This window comes from Nocardia sp. No.11, from assembly GCF_038752175.1.
GTDB classification, from domain to species: Bacteria; Actinomycetota; Actinomycetes; order Mycobacteriales; family Mycobacteriaceae; genus Nocardia; species Nocardia canadensis.
Genome location: NZ_JBCGFB010000135.1, coordinates 1 through 15,421 on the forward strand (window position 1 = coordinate 1; position 15,421 = coordinate 15,421).

Annotated in this window: 13 protein-coding genes; 2 read left to right on the forward strand and 11 right to left on the reverse strand. The window is 70.9% G+C overall.

Going from position 1 to position 15,421, the window contains the following annotated elements:
- The 6 genes from V8688_RS27275 to V8688_RS27300 form a co-directional block, all read right to left on the reverse strand.
- On the reverse strand, nucleotides 1-3,211 hold a 3,211-nt coding region (locus tag V8688_RS27275; protein WP_342801991.1), incomplete at its 3' end, for a beta-ketoacyl synthase N-terminal-like domain-containing protein.
- A gap of 34 nt (nucleotides 3,212-3,245) precedes the next feature.
- On the reverse strand, nucleotides 3,246-3,851 hold the full coding sequence (locus V8688_RS27280; RefSeq protein WP_218716282.1) for an SGNH/GDSL hydrolase family protein: 606 nt from the start codon (nucleotides 3,849-3,851) through the stop codon (nucleotides 3,246-3,248).
- A gap of 215 nt (nucleotides 3,852-4,066) precedes the next feature.
- Nucleotides 4,067-5,317 (reverse strand): NAD(P)/FAD-dependent oxidoreductase, encoded by a 1,251-nt coding sequence (locus tag V8688_RS27285; RefSeq protein WP_218716283.1) that lies wholly within the window; start codon nucleotides 5,315-5,317, stop codon nucleotides 4,067-4,069.
- A gap of 142 nt (nucleotides 5,318-5,459) precedes the next feature.
- Nucleotides 5,460-7,130, reverse strand: coding sequence for an AMP-dependent synthetase/ligase (locus V8688_RS27290; protein ID WP_308248347.1), 1,671 nt, complete (start codon nucleotides 7,128-7,130; stop codon nucleotides 5,460-5,462).
- An 87-nt stretch (nucleotides 7,131-7,217) separates the two neighbouring features.
- Complete coding sequence (locus V8688_RS27295) at nucleotides 7,218-8,141, reverse strand: LysR substrate-binding domain-containing protein (RefSeq protein ID WP_218716284.1); 924 nt, start codon at nucleotides 8,139-8,141, stop codon at nucleotides 7,218-7,220.
- Nucleotides 8,142-8,361: 220 nt separating this feature from the next.
- Nucleotides 8,362-9,033 carry an O-methyltransferase gene (locus tag V8688_RS27300; protein ID WP_342801992.1) on the reverse strand — a complete coding sequence of 224 codons (672 nt, stop codon included), beginning with the start codon at nucleotides 9,031-9,033 and terminating at the stop codon, nucleotides 8,362-8,364.
- A 253-nt stretch (nucleotides 9,034-9,286) separates the two neighbouring features.
- Between V8688_RS27300 and V8688_RS27305 the strand changes: the two genes are divergently transcribed.
- Nucleotides 9,287-10,591 (forward strand): lipase family protein, encoded by a 1,305-nt coding sequence (locus tag V8688_RS27305; RefSeq protein ID WP_342801993.1) that lies wholly within the window; start codon nucleotides 9,287-9,289, stop codon nucleotides 10,589-10,591.
- 55 nt (nucleotides 10,592-10,646) lie between these two features.
- Here V8688_RS27305 and V8688_RS27310 read toward each other — a convergent pair whose 3' ends face one another.
- Genes V8688_RS27310 through V8688_RS27320 form a run of 3 tightly spaced genes read right to left on the reverse strand, consistent with a single transcriptional unit; the run spans nucleotide 10,647 to nucleotide 13,019 of the window.
- Nucleotides 10,647-12,368 carry an urease subunit alpha gene (locus V8688_RS27310; protein ID WP_342801994.1) on the reverse strand — a complete coding sequence of 574 codons (1,722 nt, stop codon included), beginning with the start codon at nucleotides 12,366-12,368 and terminating at the stop codon, nucleotides 10,647-10,649.
- A 27-nt stretch (nucleotides 12,369-12,395) separates the two neighbouring features.
- Nucleotides 12,396-12,707: an urease subunit beta gene (locus V8688_RS27315; protein ID WP_342801995.1), complete on the reverse strand. Its 312-nt coding sequence runs from the start codon at nucleotides 12,705-12,707 to the stop codon at nucleotides 12,396-12,398.
- Nucleotides 12,708-12,716: 9 nt separating this feature from the next.
- Complete coding sequence (locus V8688_RS27320) at nucleotides 12,717-13,019, reverse strand: urease subunit gamma (RefSeq protein WP_218716289.1); 303 nt, start codon at nucleotides 13,017-13,019, stop codon at nucleotides 12,717-12,719.
- Nucleotides 13,020-13,204: 185 nt separating this feature from the next.
- On the opposite strand from V8688_RS27320, the gene V8688_RS27325 reads away from it, so the two are divergent.
- A complete protein-coding gene (locus V8688_RS27325; RefSeq protein WP_342801996.1) occupies nucleotides 13,205-13,801 on the forward strand; it encodes a 3'-5' exonuclease in 597 nt (198 codons plus the stop codon).
- On the opposite strand, the gene V8688_RS27330 is transcribed toward V8688_RS27325, so the two are convergent.
- Both V8688_RS27330 and V8688_RS27335 read right to left on the reverse strand, forming a co-directional pair.
- Nucleotides 13,781-14,164, reverse strand: coding sequence for a PaaI family thioesterase (locus V8688_RS27330; RefSeq protein ID WP_316575404.1), 384 nt, complete (start codon nucleotides 14,162-14,164; stop codon nucleotides 13,781-13,783). The two genes, V8688_RS27325 and V8688_RS27330, sit on opposite strands and share 21 nt — an antisense overlap.
- A gap of 272 nt (nucleotides 14,165-14,436) precedes the next feature.
- Complete coding sequence (locus tag V8688_RS27335) at nucleotides 14,437-15,138, reverse strand: TetR family transcriptional regulator (protein WP_342801997.1); 702 nt, start codon at nucleotides 15,136-15,138, stop codon at nucleotides 14,437-14,439.
- Nucleotides 15,139-15,421 lie beyond the last annotated feature (283 nt).

The window sequence follows — 15,421 nt, forward strand, 5'->3', positions numbered from 1 at the left end:
CGGCGGTGATCGCCCGCGGCGCGGGCCGGGCGGCGGCGACGGTGCGGGTCCCCGAGATCGGCGCACCGCCCTCGAGCTCGGCCAGCTGGGCGAGCACATCACTGGCCCGCGAGTGGCTTTCGCTGATCGCGATGCCGTGGTCCTTCACCGCTTCGATGGCGCGCAGGGTGTTCTCGTCGAGCGTGCCGTTGCTCAGCGCGCCCGCCAGGCCGCGGGCCAGGTCGAGCTGTCCGTCCAGGTACTGCCGGTGCGTGTCGAGGTGCTGCACCAGGGCGGTGTCGAGCGAGTCGGTCGTCCGGTACTCGGACGGGCCGGGGGCGGGAATGGTCACGAGCTGTTCCTCCACGATCGGTGGCACCACAGGCTGGTGCGGGGATGCGGGCACCTCGATGTGCACGCGGTAGCCGTCGGACAGGGCCGCGGCGTAGGCGTCCCGGCGGCTGTCGGGCACGTATTCCGGGGCCGACAGGGTCACGGTCATCCGGTTGCCCGCGGGGGCGGGCCGCGCGTCGTCGCCGGCGGCGTAGCGGTTGATGCCGGCGATCTCGACGCCGAGGACGGCCAGGCGCACCGCGGCGCGCTTGAGGGCGACGTCGCCGTTGCCGATGGGACCGGTGTCGGTGGCGAAGGCGATCACGTCGTCGCCGAGGGTGCGGCGCACCAGCGAGGTGAGGACCTGCTTGGGACCGCATTCGACGAAGACGGTGCATCCGTCGGCGTGCATGGCGCGCAGCGCGTCGACGAACTCGACCGGCTGGCTGAGCTGGGCGGTGAGCGTCGCCCGGTTGGCGGCCACGTCGGCACCGTAGGACGCGCCCGCGGTGTCGGCGTAGACCGGCGCGTCCGGCTCGGTGATGTCGACCTCGGCCACGGCGGCACCGAATTCGGTGACAGCGTGCGCGACGTAGGGCGTGTGGAAGGCCGCCGCCACCGGCAGATCCCGGGTGGCCCAGCCCTTCTCGGCACTGCGCGCGGTGAAGGCGGCGATGCCCGCCCCGCCGCCGCCGACCACGATCTGATCGGGGGCGTTGTGGTTGCAGATCCACACGTCGTCGAGCTCGGCCAGGACCGCGGCGACGTCCTCGCGCGGTGCGTTGACGGCCACCATCGTGCCCGCCTCGGCGTCGTCGGCGACGGTCATCGCCTCGCCGCGGGCCCGGGCCAGGGCGAAGAAGTCCGCGGTGCTCAGCGCGCCCGAGGCCCACAGCGCGGTCAGTTCGCCGAAGCTGTGGCCGAGGTACCCGTGGGCACGCAGACCGAACTCGGTCAGCACCCGGAACTGGCCCGCGGCGAGCGCGCCGATCGCCGGCTGCGCGAACGCGGTACGGCGCAGGGCGGATTCCTGGTCCGCCCGATCCTGTTCGGTGAACGCGGGCGGCGGGAAGACCACCGCGCCCATCCGCTGCGCGGCACCGGCGAACGCGGCGTTGGCGGCGTCGAAGGCCGCGCCGACGGGCGGGTTGTTGAGCGCGGTGTCCAGGCCCATGTCCACGTACTGGCTGCCCTGGCCTGCGAACAGCACGCCGACCTTCGGGGCGGGCAGCGCCGCGGCGCGGAAGTAGACGCCCTCGGGGTGGTCCCAGTGCGCCGCTTCGGGATTGCGCACCATCTCGTCGACGGCCAGCGCGCGCAGATCGGCGGCGGTGTCGGCGTCGACGGAGACGAAACCGATCCGGGCGTGGTCGGCGGGAATGTCGCCGCCGTCGGTGCCCGGGGTGCTGCGCACCACGTCGATCAGGCCGGCCACGTCCGGCGCGTGCCACAGGTGCGCGCGGGGGACGCGGTGCAGCACCGGGCCGCGCTCGCCGTCGGCCTCCTCGAGCACGAGGTGGAAGTTGGTGCCGCCGAAGCCCATCGCCGAGGCGGCGGCCCGGCGCACCGGGCGCTGCGGGTCGCGCACCCACGGCCGGGTCCTGGTGTTGACGTAGAACGGGGTCCGGGTGGCGTCGACCTCGTTGTTGGGCGCGTCGACGTTGATCGTCGAGGGCAGGATCTTCTGGTGCAGGGCGAGGGCCAGCTTCATCACGCCCGCGGTGCCCGCGGCGCCCTTGGTGTGCCCGATCTGCGACTTCACACTGCCCAGCGCGGCGAACCCGGTCTCCGAACTCGCGTCGGCGAGCAGGCCTTTCAGCGCGGTCAGCTCGGTCTTGTCGCCGACAGCGGTACCGGTGGCGTGCGCCTCGATCAGCTCCACATCGGCGGGCGAGCATTCGGCGTCGGCGTAGGCGCGCTCCAGCGCCACCCGCTGGCCGGCGGCGACCGGGGCGTAGATGCTCTTGGCGCGACCGTCGCTGGAGGACCCGAGACCGCGGATCACCGCGTAGATCCGGTTGCCGTCGCGGCGGGCGTCGGCGAGCCTGCGCAGCGCCAGCATGGTGATGCCCTCGCCGAGCAGGGTGCCGTCGGCCTCGGCGGAGAACGGGCTGATCCGGCCGGTCGGCGACAACGCGCCGACCTTGCTGAAGCACAGATAGATGAAGATCGAGTTCTCGGTGTCGACGCCACCGGTGATCATCATGTCGGCGCGACCGTCCTGCAGTTCGGCGATCGCGGTGCGGATCGCGGCCAGCGAGGCCGCGCACGCCGCGTCGACGGTGCAGTTGATGCCGCCGAGGCCGAGCCGGTTGGCGACCCGGCCCGCCACCACATTGGCGAGCAGGCCCGGAAAGGAGTTCTCCTCCCACGGCGCGAACGCGGCCACGAACCGGCGCGAGATCTCCGCGACGTCGCTGTCGGACAGGCCGACCGAGCGGGCCGCCTCCTCGAGCACCGGGGTCGACAGGCGCGCGGCCAGCGGGTGCATCAGCGGCACCGGGCCGGTGGTGCCCAGCACCACGCCGGTGCGGGCCGGGTCGTACCACGACGAACCGGTCGCGCCCGCGTCGAGCAGCAGATCCCGCGCGACCCCCAGGCTCAGGGTCTGCATGGTGCTGGTGACCTCGAGCTGGTTCGGCGGCATGCCGAACTCCAGCGGGTCGAACTCGACGTCGGGCAGGAAAGCGCCACGACGCGAATAGGTCTTGTCCGGCGCCGAGCGGTCGGCGTCGTAGTAGTCGTCCAGGCTCCAGCGCGACGCGGGCACCTCGGAGGTGCAGTCGACGCCGTCGATGATGTTCTGCCAGTACTCGCGGTGGGTGTGTGCCTTGGGCAGCAGACCCGACATCCCGACGATGGCGATCGGGTCGCGGGCCAGACGTCGTTCGTCCGTCACGTAATTTCCTCTCGAAAACGGGCAGTCGCGAAACTCAAGCGGCGACAGTGGTGGCGGTGGTCGACGAGATCAGTTCGGCCGCGGTGGCGGCGAAGAGGCGGTGACCCGCCGGACTGGGGTGCAGACCGTCGGCGGTCCACACCTCCGGCCGGGCCCAGTCGGGGTGCGCCGCGATGTCGAGCAGCAGGGTGCCCGTGTCGGCGGTGACACGAGCCAGCACCTCGTTGGCGACGGCGAAACGCTCACGCAGCAGGGCGCGGAAGCCGTCGGGGACGGGCAGCCGGGCGGGGATGTCGGGGTAGGTTGCCGTGAACACGGTGGCCCTGCCCGCCCGCAGGGTGGTGAAGATGGTGTGCAGATTGTCGGCGAACCGGTCCTCGTCGTAGGCGCTGACCAGGTCGTTCACACCGACGACCACACCGTAGAGGCCGGCCCGGGCGCTCGTCGCCGCCGCGAGCTGACCCGCGACGACATCACCGGTGGTGGCGCCGTGGGTGCCGAAGTTGCGAATCGTGGCGGGGCGCAGGCCGAGCTGGCCGCCCAGCCGCGACACCCAGCCCCGGTAGCCGCCCGCCGCGGCCGGGTCGCCCCGGCCTTCCACGAAGCTGTCGCCGAGCGCCGTCAGGCCGGCCGCGATCACGCCGCCACCTCCCGCGGCAGCGACGGGTGCCCTGCCTGGTGCCGCCGCGCTATCACCGCCGGGCGCTGACCGTTCATGCCGAGACTCCGGTGTTGACCACGTGCCGGTCGGCGACGGGGAAGTTCACCTCTNCCGCGATCACGCCGCCACCTCCCGCGGCAGCGACGGGTGCCCTGCCTGGTGCCGCCGCGCTATCACCGCCGGGCGCTGACCGTTCATGCCGAGACTCCGGTGTTGACCACGTGCCGGTCGGCGACGGGGAAGTTCACCTCTTCGTAGAGCGCGGCCAGCTCCTGCTCGCCGAAGAACTTGTCCGGCGGGTACAGCCCGGCGATCAGACCGAAGAACTTCTTCGAGTAGTGCGGGCTCAGGCTCGCGGCGCGGAACACCGAGTCGTAGTACGGCGTCAGGGTGAGGTCGGAGATCGACTGGGTCAGCTCGTAGGTGCTGGCGCTCTGGGCGTCGCGCTCGCGCTGGTACTCCGGCATGGTCTCTTCGAACGGCCGCGCGCCCGAGAGGCTTTCGTGCACCAGGTCGGCCAGCAGCTGGCTGTACTTGAAGGCATCGGTGATGCCCCAGCCGGTGAACGGATCCTTGTGGTAGCCGGCGTCGCCGACCAGGGCCCAGCCGGGGCCGAAGGACTGGCGACGGTAGTTGTCCGGGTAGAGCATCGGCCGGAACGGCTCGACGCGCTTGCCGGTATCACGCAGGCGCGCACCGATCTCCGGGTCGACCTGGTCGACGATCTCCTGCAGGCCCGCGTCGGGATCGGTGCGGAAGTCGCGGAAGCGGTCGCGCTTGCGCATCACCGCGACCAGGGCCAGGCCGTCGTTGGTCGGCCAGGAGGCGAACTGCTGCTCGCCGAAGCCGGTGCGGTGGTGCATGCCCCAGTCGACGCCCTCGTAGTAGGAGTAGTAGACGAAGCAGGCGGCGGGCGAGCCCTCGTAGGTGGCCGCGCCGACCTCCTTGGCGACGATCGAGTTCGCGCCGTCGGCACCGACGACCAGCCTGGCCCGGAACTCCTGCTCGGGGCCCTCGCCGACGCGGCCGCGGATACCGGCGACCCGGTCGCCGTCGCGCAGCAGGCCGGTGACGGTGAAGCCCTCGATCAGCTCGGCGCCGGACTCCCCCGCCGCGTCGACCAGGATCTTGTCGAGCACGGTGCGGCGCGGGCAGTACACGGCGTCGATGCCGTCGGCCGACGGATCGGCCATGCCCGGGATCTCGATGTCGGTGTAGGTGAAGTTGAGGTGGCGGATCGGCGGGCAGCCGGTGGCCACGACGGTGTCGAGCAGACCCCAGGACTTCAGAAAGCCGAGGCCGGCCTGGTGGATGTAGTGCGTGGACGGGGTGTCGCTGGGAAAGGTCGCGCGATCCACGGCGAGCACCCGGTAGCCCTGACGGGCCAACAGCATGGCCAGGGGCGAGCCCGCGACCCGGGTTCCGACGACGATGACGTCATACATGATGTGATCACTTTCGGTGGTCGAATTCCGATTTCGAGTCTGTCGCCGATGAATTGCGGAAACCACTGCGGGCCACCGCTATTCATCGGCCGATCGGTCCCGGCTATCGTCGGCGGGACGGCTGGGGGAATTTCGCGCCGCGTTACCCGCGCGACATGTACAGCTGATCTATTTCCGCGGAATAGGCGTCGGCGATCGCGGCCCTGCGCAATTTCAGCGACGAGGTGAGCAACCCGGCCTCGACGGTGAAATCGCCGTCGACGACACGGAACGCGCGAATGGATTCCGCGCGCGACACCAGGGAATTGGCGTCGTCGACGGCGGCCTGGATCTCGGTGGCCGGCTCCGCGTCGGGATGGTCGATCTGCCACTTGGCGGCGCGATCGGCGTCGAGGGTGATCAGCGCGGTCACGAACGGGCGCCCGTCACCGACGAGCATGCAGTTGCTCACCAGCGGGTGCAGCCGGACCCGGTCCTCGAGCAGGGTCGGGGCGACGTTCTTGCCCCCGGAGGTCACCAGGATCTCCTTCTTGCGCCCGGTGATTCGCAGGTGGCCGTCGTCGAGCTCGCCGATGTCGCCGGTGTGCAGCCAGCCCTGCTCGTCGACGGGCCGCTGATCGGCCGCCGCGCCCCAGTACCCGGGCGAGACGTGCGGACCGCGCACCAATACCTCGCCGTCGGCGCCGATGCCGACCTCGGTACCGGGAATCGGACGCCCGACCGTGCCGACCCGGTTGGTCTCGGGCGCGCTGACGGTGACCGCGGTGGCCGCCTCGGTGAGGCCGTAGCAGTTCAGGATCACCACGCCGACACCGGCGTAGAAGCCCGCGGTGGTGTCGTCGAGCGACGCGCCGCCGGAGATCACGTAACGCAGCTGCCCGCCGAACGCGGCCGAGACGGCGTCGTTCGTCGCGGTCGGCGCCGCGCCCTCGGCCAGCAGGGCGAGTCCGCGCTCGACCGCCGCCGCCTCCTGCTCCTCGGTGAGCAGGGCCCGGGTGTGCTTGCGGATCTTCTCCAGCGCGTAGGGAACCAGCGCCAGGAAGGTGGGGCGCAGCCGGGCCAGCGCCGGCACCAGGTCCGGGACGCCCGGCAGCAGGTGGGTGCGGCTGCCGCCGTAGAGGCAGGCGAACAGGATGGTCTGGCCGAACACGTGCGACAGCGGCAGGGCCAGCGCGGTGGTGCCGTCGAACAGCGTGCCGGTCTGGCGGGCGGTGTTCGCGGCCGTCACGTACATGTTGCGGTGGCTGATCATGCAGCCCTTGGCCAGGCCGGTGGTGCCGCTGGTGTAGACGATCATCGCCAGATCACCGGCGCCGACCGCGGCGATCCGGGCGTCCAGCTCCGGGTGCTCGCCGTCTCGGCCGGTGGACCACGCGCCGAGTTCGTCGAACGACCACACCTCGCCGTCGGCGCCCGCCGAGGTCAGGCGGACCGCGTCGGCGGCGGTCTCGGCCGCGAAGAAGCGGCTGCCGCTGTCGCGCAGGATGTGCTCGATCTGGGCGGGTGAGGAGGTCGGGTACACCGGCACGATCACCGCGCCGATGGCGACGGCGGCACAGTCGAGCAGTGCCCATTCCAGGCTCGTGCGCCCGAGCACCGCCACGCGATCGCCCGCGGCCACCGCTCGGTCGAGCAGGGCCGAGGCGAGCGCGCGGACACGGGTGTCGAGGTCGCCGGTGGTCAGCTGGGTTCCGTCGACGGCACACAGGGAATGGCGCGCGGGGTCACGCCGTGCCGCTTCGGAAACAATCGCATACAGACTGGAGGTATCGGATGGAACGAATCCGTTCGCGGTGACAGACACTGTGTTCACGAATTGAATTCTTCACGGCGGCAACCATTCCCGTCGCCGCCGCCATCGCTGTTCCTACCGCGCGAAAGTCATGTCCTATCGACGGGTTCACGCCGACAATGCCCGGACATCATCTAGCTGTGTCGATTCGATGCATTCCAGGAACAGCGCGACGGCGGGATTGGGCTCGTCGGCACGCCACACCGCGTGCAAATCCAGGGTCGGCACCGGGTCGAACAATTTCACCGCCACCGAACTACTGCCCGCCACTCCCATTCCCATCGAAATCGCCCGCGGTAGCGAGGCGAATCCGACGAGCGGACGGACCGAGACCATGTGCGCGGTCGCGCCGGGGTCGTCGGCCGAATGCGTGACGTTGAGCGAGATCCTGGTCTCGGCGGCCGAGCGCAGGATCGTGTCGTACATCGCGGGACACTGCTCGCGCGCGAACAGCACACAGTCCTGATTCTGTAGTTCGGCGAACGGGACTCCTGGCCGGTCCGCCCACCGATGTCGTCGTCCGACGACAGCCACCAGTGGAACCCGGTGCAGCAGGCGGCGATACCGGAAGTCCGCGGTACTGGGGTGACCGTAGACCAGGGCCAGATCGAGTGAGCCGTCGGCGAGACCGGCCAGCTGGGGCCCGGTCCGCTTCTCCCACAGCGACACCACGATGTCGGGGTGTCGTTCGGTCATCCTGGTCAGCGCCTCCGGCAGCACGTGTCTGCTGGCAGGCAGGTTGTAGCCGATGTTGAGACTGCCCGCGCGACCTTCGGCGGTCGCCTTGGCCGCCTGGGCGGCACGGTCGAGCTGGGCGACGATCTGGCGGGCCTGGAGTTCGAACTCCCGTCCCGCCGGGGTCAGCCGCACCTCATGGGAGTTGCGGGCGACCAGTTGGACGCCGAGCGACTTCTCCAGCTTCTGCAGCTGGGCACTGAGACTTGGTTGGGTCAGATGGAGGCGCTGCGCTGCGCGACCGAAATGCAACTCTTCGGCGATGGTGATGAACGAAACGAGGTGTCGGAATTCCATGACGCCGGGCTCCTTCCGAGTACCACCACGCTATCGAGAGCGGATAACCCGTGATGAATACCGATCGCCCAGAAGTCGCCATGCGCGTTGCCGGTGGGTGAACCCGCCCCGGATTCGGCGTGGCCGCCCCGGCGCGGCGCGCGTGCGGCCGAAACACACGGCGCGCCACCGGCGCACCGGGGAACCGCCCACTCTACCGCGCGGCCGCCCTGGATGGCGCTCAGGAGACCGGGCCGTTGACCACCGCGTAGGCGAAGCCGTCCCAGCCCTTCGCGCCGACCGTCTGCAGCACCGTCGCGTCCAGGCTCGGCTCCGCGGCGAGCAGGTCGACGAGCTCGTGGCTCGCGCGCACGTTCGGGTCCTCGGAGTGCTCGTCGGCCAATCCGCCCTGGCGCACCACGTTGTCGACGATGATCACCGAGCCGGGACGGGTCAGCCGTAGCGCCCACTGCACGTAGTTGGCGTTGTTGACCTTGTCGGCGTCGATGAACACCAGGTCGAACGGTTCGGTCGTGTCCTCGGCGACCTCGGGCAGCGTGTCCAGCGCGGCGCCGACCCGGATGTCCACCCTGGCCCCGACTCCGGCCCGGTCCAGGTTCTCCCGGGCGACCTTGGCGTGGCGCGGCTCGAATTCGAGGGTGACCACGGTGCCGCCGTCGCCGACCGCCCTGGCCAGCCATTCGGTGCTGTAGCCGCCGAGCGTGCCGATCTCGAGGATCCGCCGCGCGCCGGTCGACCGGGCGAGCAGGTGCAGGAACTTGCCCTGTGGGGGCGAGACATCGATCGCGGGCAGTCCGGCTTCGGCGTTGGCAGCCAATGCGGGCGCGCCGTCGCCGCCGACCAGCGCGTCCACGATATAGCGATCGACAGCGGCCCAATCGTTGTCCGTCATGGGGCCAGTGTGCCACCGTCGGCGGCCCTCGGCTTGTTCTCGACCGCGCGAGCAGCCGGATGTCCCACTTCCGCAGATGCGCTCGCCGCCCGGCACCGCCGGACGGAACACATCCCCGACCCGGGGTTCCCGGCGTGCAGTAACAGTGTTACCGTTCGGTCGGCCGCTGCGGCGTGACGTGCGTCATGAATCCGCTCCGACGCGGCCGGGGACACAGTCGCGACGGTGCGGCGGTGGCATCGATGGGAGTGGTATGCAGCAAGCACGATCGCTGGCGCGCCGGGCGGTGACCGCACTGGCCTGTCTGGCCGCGGTGGCCGGGTCGGGGGTGGTCGGCACGCAGGTCGCCGCGGAGCCGGTCAGCGCGTTCTACGTGCCGCCCGCGCAGATCCCCCAGGCGCCGGGCGCGATCGTGAAGACCCAGCCGATGACGATCCTCGCGACGCCGCCGACCGCGGCGGGCTGGCCGACCCAGGCCCAGCACGTGATGTACACCAGCCGGTTGCAGGACGGCTCCCCCGTCGCCGTCACCGGCACCTATATCGAGCCGAAGAACCCGTGGCAGGGCGCCGGTCCACGGCCGACCGTGGTCGTCGGTCCCGGCACCTCCGGCCAGGGCGACCGGTGCGCGATGTCGGTGGCGTTCTCGACCGGCGTCTCGGTGACCGCCGATCCGCTCGGGCTCTCGGCGAACCAGGAACTGCCGTCCTCGGCGGTGTGGAGCGCGCTCGGCGCGCGGGTACTGATCACCGACTACATCGGTCTGGGCACCCCCGGCATCCACACCTACGCCAACCGGTTCGAGAGCGGCCACGCGATCCTCGACGGCGCTCGTGCCGCGAACGCGCTCGGCGGGGTCGGCCCCGAGACGCCCCTGGTGCTGTGGGGATACTCCCAGGGCGGCGGTGCCACCGCGGCGGCGGCGGAGATGGCGCCCAGCTACGCGCCGGAGCTGAATCTCAAGGGCACCTGGGCCGGTGGACCGGTCGCCGACCTGTCGGCCATCCTCGAGCGCATCGACGGCGCGCTGATCGGCGGCGCGATCGGGTTCGCCGTCAACGGCATGCTCGCCCGCTACCCCGAACTCGAGCAGGCCGTCGACCGGGTGACCAGCCCGCAGGGCCGCGCCATGCTCGCCACGCTGAGCGACTCGTGCGTCGCCGACCTGATCACCTATCACCCGTTCCTGCGGACGAATTCGCTGACCGTGGACGGGCGTTCGCTCACCGAGCACCTCGCCGAGATCCCCGAGGCCGCGCCCGTACTGGCGGAACTGCGCCTGGGCAGCACCGCGCCGACCACCCCGGTGCTGATCACCAGCGGTCGCAACGACGACACCGTCCCCTACGGCCAGGCCCGGCGGCTCGCCGAGGACTGGTGCGGGCAGGGCGCCACGGTCACCTTCCGCACCAACGAACTGCCGCCGATCCTGCCCGGCACGACCATCCCGAACCACTTCGGTCCGGAACTGATCGACGGCTTCGGTCCCGACAACGCGGTGACCTACCTGCTCGACCGGCTTGCGGACAAGCCGGTCGGCGGCTGCTCGTTCGACTGAGCGCCGCACGGCAACGGGGCCCGCAACGGCGCGGGCCCCGTTGTCGTGTCCGGTCTCAGAACAGGAAGTAGCGCTGGGCCATCGGCAGTTCGGTGGCCGGGTCCTCGGCCCACACCTCGCCGTCGACCCGGACGGTGAAGGTGTCGGGGTCCACCTCGATGCGCGGCATGGCGTCGTTGCGCGGCATGTCGGCCTTGGTGACCCGGCGGACGTTCTTGACCGGCACCAGCTTCCGGCGCACGGCCAGCCGATTCGCGAGACCGTCGTCGATGGCCTGTTCGGAGACGAAGTGCAGCGAGGTGGCCGCCGCGGCGGGCGCCGCGGCGCCGAACATCGGCCGCGGCAGCACCGGCTGCGGGGTGGGGATGGAGGCGTTGGCGTCACCCATCGCGGCCCAGGCGATCATGCCGCCCTTGAGCACCGCGTGCGGGCGGACACCGAAGAAGGCGGGCTCCCACAGCACCAGATCGGCCAGTTTGCCGACCTCCACCGAGCCGATCTCGTCGTCGAGGCCGTGCGAGACCGCCGGGCAGATGGTGTATTTCGCGATGTAGCGCTGCACGCGGGCGTTGTCGGCCGCGCCGTCGCCGGGCAGGGCGCCGCGGCGGCGCTTCATCACGTGCGCGGTCTGCCAGGTGCGCATCACCACCTCGCCGATGCGGCCCATGGCCTGCGAGTCCGAGCCGATCATCGAGATGGCGCCCAGGTCGTGCAGCAGGTCCTCGGCGGCGATGGTGGACGGGCGGATCCGCGATTCGGCGAAGGCCAGATCCTCGGGGATCGACGAGCTCAGGTGGTGACACACCATGAGCATGTCGAGGTGCTCGTCGAGGGTGTTGACCGTGTGCGGCCGGGTGGGGTTGGTGGAACTGGGCAGCACGTTCGGATGCGAGGCGACGGTGATGATGTCGGGCGCGTGCCCGCCGCCCGCGCCCTCGGTGTGATAGGCGTGGATGCCGCGGCCGGCGATGGCGGCCAGGGTGTCCTCGACGAAACCGGCCTCGTTCAACGTGTCCGAGTGCAGCGCCACCTGCACCCCCGCCGCGTCGGCGACGGTGAGGCAGGCATCGATCGCGGCGGGCGTGGAACCCCAGTCCTCGTGCAGCTTGAAACCCGAAGCGCCGCCGCGCAACTGCTCCCACATGGATTCCTGGCTGACCGTGTTGCCCTTGCCGAGCAGCACGATGTTCATCGGCCAGTGGTCCAGCGCTTCCAGCATCCGGGCCAGGTGCCAGGAGCCGGGGGTGACGGTGGTGGCCTTGGAGCCCTCGGCCGGGCCGGTGCCGCCGCCGATGAGCGTGGTGATGCCGCCGCCGAGCGCCTCGTCGAGCAGCTGCGGACAGATGAAGTGCACGTGACAGTCGATGGCGCCCGCGGTGAGGATGCGGCCGTTGCCCGCGATGATCTCCGTCGACGGGCCGACGACCAGGTCCGGGTGCACGCCCGACATGGTGTCGGGGTTGCCCGCCTTGCCGATGCCGCAAATGCGGCCGTCGCGGATGCCGACGTCGGCCTTGATGATGCCCCAGTGGTCGATGATCACCACGCCGGTGATGACGGTGTCGGGGGCGCCGTCGGCGCGGGTTGCCCGGGACTGACCCATCGACTCGCGCAGCACCTTGCCGCCGCCGAAGACGGCTTCCTCACCGGCGAGTCCCGGTCCGCCGCTGCGGTCCTCGGTGATCTCGATGATCAGGTCGGTGTCGGCGAGACGGATACGGTCGCCGGTGGTCGGCCCGAACAGTTCGGCGTAGCGGGCGCGGCTCAGTTCGGTCATCGGTTCTCTCCCGAAGGGGTCGTGTGGTCACGCATCGAGGCGGCCCGGCGGGTCGGCGCTGATCCCGTACACCTCGCGGGTGCCGCCGATCGGCACCAGCGAGACTCGTTGTGGCAGACCGGGTTCGAAGCGGACAGCGGTGCCGGCGGGGATGTCGAGGCGGTGGCCGTGGGCGGCCGCGCGGTCGAAGTCCAAGGCGGCGTTGGCCTGCGGGAAATGGACGTGGCTGCCGACCTGGACGGGGCGGTCGCCGGTGTTGACGACGTCGAGCGCGAGGCGCACCGCGCCCGCGTTGAGTTCGATCGTGCCCTCGGCACAGAGGTATTCACCGGGAATCATGGACCTCGCCTATCCGATCGGGTGGTGCACGGTGACGAGTTTGGTGCCGTCGGGGAAGGTCGCCTCGACCTGCACGTCGTGGATCATCTCCGGCACCCCGTCCATGACGTCGTCGCGGGTGAGCACCGAGCGGCCCGAGGACATCAGCTCGGCCACGGTCCGCCCGTCCCGCGCCCCTTCGAGCACGTGATCGGTGATCAGGGCGACCGCCTCGGGGTGGTTGAGCTTGAGTCCCCGCGCCTGCCTGCGGCGGGCGAGTTCGGCCGCGTAGCTCAGCAGCAGCCGTTCCTGCTCGTGCGGCGACAGGCGCATCGGGTCTCCTCGCGGATCGTGGACGGGTGTCCGACATTCTGACACGCCCGACGCGCCCTCGCCCGTCCACCCGACACGATTACCGACCGCTCGGTCTCTCCCATCGGCCGGTCCCGAACCCGCACTCCGGCACCGAGGTCGAAATCGGTGGCACGCCGCGCGACCCGCGCCTGACGTCGCTCGGCATGGACGAAGGGACCGGGCTGCTCGATGTGGTCGACGCGGAGGCGACGTGCTGGGCGGGCGCGGTGCCGTCGGGGCAGTGCGGCGAGATCATCGAGATCGGACTCACCGTGGTCGATCTCGGGATGCGGAAGCGGGTGCGCAGGCACGGGATTCTCGTGCGGCGCGCGCGGTCGACGGTGAGCGCGTTCTGCACGGAGCTGACCGGCCTCACGCAGGAGCAGGTCGACGGGGGTGTCACGTTCGCCGAGGCCTGCCGGTTGCCGGCAACCGAGTTCGACTCGGGGTCGCGGCCGTGGGCGAGCTGGGGTGACTACGACCGCAAGCAGTTCCTCGCGCAGTGCGCGGGCACGGGCGTGCGGTATCCCTTCCGTGGCCGGCACACCAACGCCGAGCAGGTCTTCGCCGAGAGCTACGGGTTGCGCAAGCGGCAGGGCATGGCGGGGGCGCTCCGCATCGCCGGGTTGCCGCTCGAGGGCCGCCACCATCGCGGCGAGGACGACGCGTGGAACATCGGGGCGCTGGTCGTCGACGTGCCCGGCCGCGAGGGGTGGCGGGTCACCACGGAAGGAGTGGGGTCAGGCGGCGAGATTCTGTAGGCGGACCTGGCCGCGGGCGACGGTGCGGCCCTCGGCGTCGGTGATCACCACGACCCACAGCTGCTGGCTGCGGCCGCGGTGGAGGGGGGTGGCCTCGCCGGTGAGGACGCCCTCGCGGACCGCGCGCAGGAAGTCGGTGTTGTTGTTGACACCGACGACCGAGCCGCGCTCGCCGAACCAGACGCCGGCGCCCACGCTGGCCAGGGTCTCGATGACAGTGCAGTAGACGCCGCCGTTCTGGATGCCCGCGGGCTGGTGCAACTGCGGGCGCACCTCCCATTCGCCGCGCACCCGGTCGGGGCTCACCTCCGTGTAGCGCAACCCGATCAGATCGGTGAAGGTGCCTTCGCTGGCCTTGGTCATCAGCTCCGGGGTGATCTCGGCCAGAGACAGGGTGTTGTCGGTCATACGTTCCGGTCTACACCATCGAATTCGGCGGCTGACACCCCGGGAGACGAAGCGGCGGACCCCGTCACTGGGACGGAGCCCGCCGCGGCAGGAATGAGGGGGTCGACCGCAGCCCTCGGGACCACCGGCTCATCCATACGCCGAGATGAGCATAGGTCAGGCTTACCTAAGTGGTCAACCCTCACCCCGACTCGTCGCATCTGTCTCACAAAGAGTCTCATAATTATCTATTGGAGATGCCGGTACACCGTCGCGCGAGAGACGCCGAGCGCGGCCGCGATCTCGGTGGCGCTGCGCTGTTCCACCGCGCTCATCCGGCGCGCGGTGGCGATGCGTTCCGCGTCCAGCGCCGCCGGGCGCCCGCGCGTGGCGACCACCCGACCGGCGTCCGCGGGATAGAGCAGTTCCACCCCGGCCAGCACCTCTGCCCGCAGGTCGCCGGGTGATTCCGCGGTGAACACCACCACCGGATCGCTGAGCGCGCCCAGTGCTTGCGCCGCGCGAACCCGGTCGGCCAGCGCCGGACTCGGCCCGGCGACGAGCCGGTGCGCGGCCAGCATCGTGGCGCGGAACCGCTCGAAGATCGCGCCCGGCGCGGCGAGGGCCAGGTCGTTCACGGTGAGCCGCAACAGATACCGGTGTTCGAGGAAGACGTCGAGCAGTCCTTCGAGGACGCGCCGCCGGGCCGTGCGCGGATCGGGGTGGGCGGCCTCGGCGACCGCCGCCGCCATAGCGGCGAGCAGCGGCTCGGCGAGTCCGGCGAGGATGTCGTCTTTGCTCGGAAAGTGATAGAGCACACCAGCTTTGGAGATATCCAGCCGATCGGCGATCGCCCGGACCGTGGTGCGGTGGTATCCGTGCGCACCGAACAGTTCCAGGGCGACCATCAGGATGCGCTCGCGGGTACCCGGCATCCGCTCGTCGGTCATCGCGACATCCTAGCGCCCTTCACTGACCGGCGGTCAGAATCTACCGCGCGGGGACTGACCATGGGTCAGCCCCTTCGCGGAGAGTCACCACGCCGACCCGTCCACGCCCTCTCAGCTCCGGCGCCGGCATCGGCAGGCCCACCCTCGCCTACCGGCTCGCCCGGCACGACGCCGAACCGACGGCCGTCGAACTCGCACCCGAGCCGCGTCCCGGCGGCAACGGCGTCGACCCGCGCGGTGCGCATCGCCGACGCCACGGGCGTGCTGCCCGCGACGAGCGGGG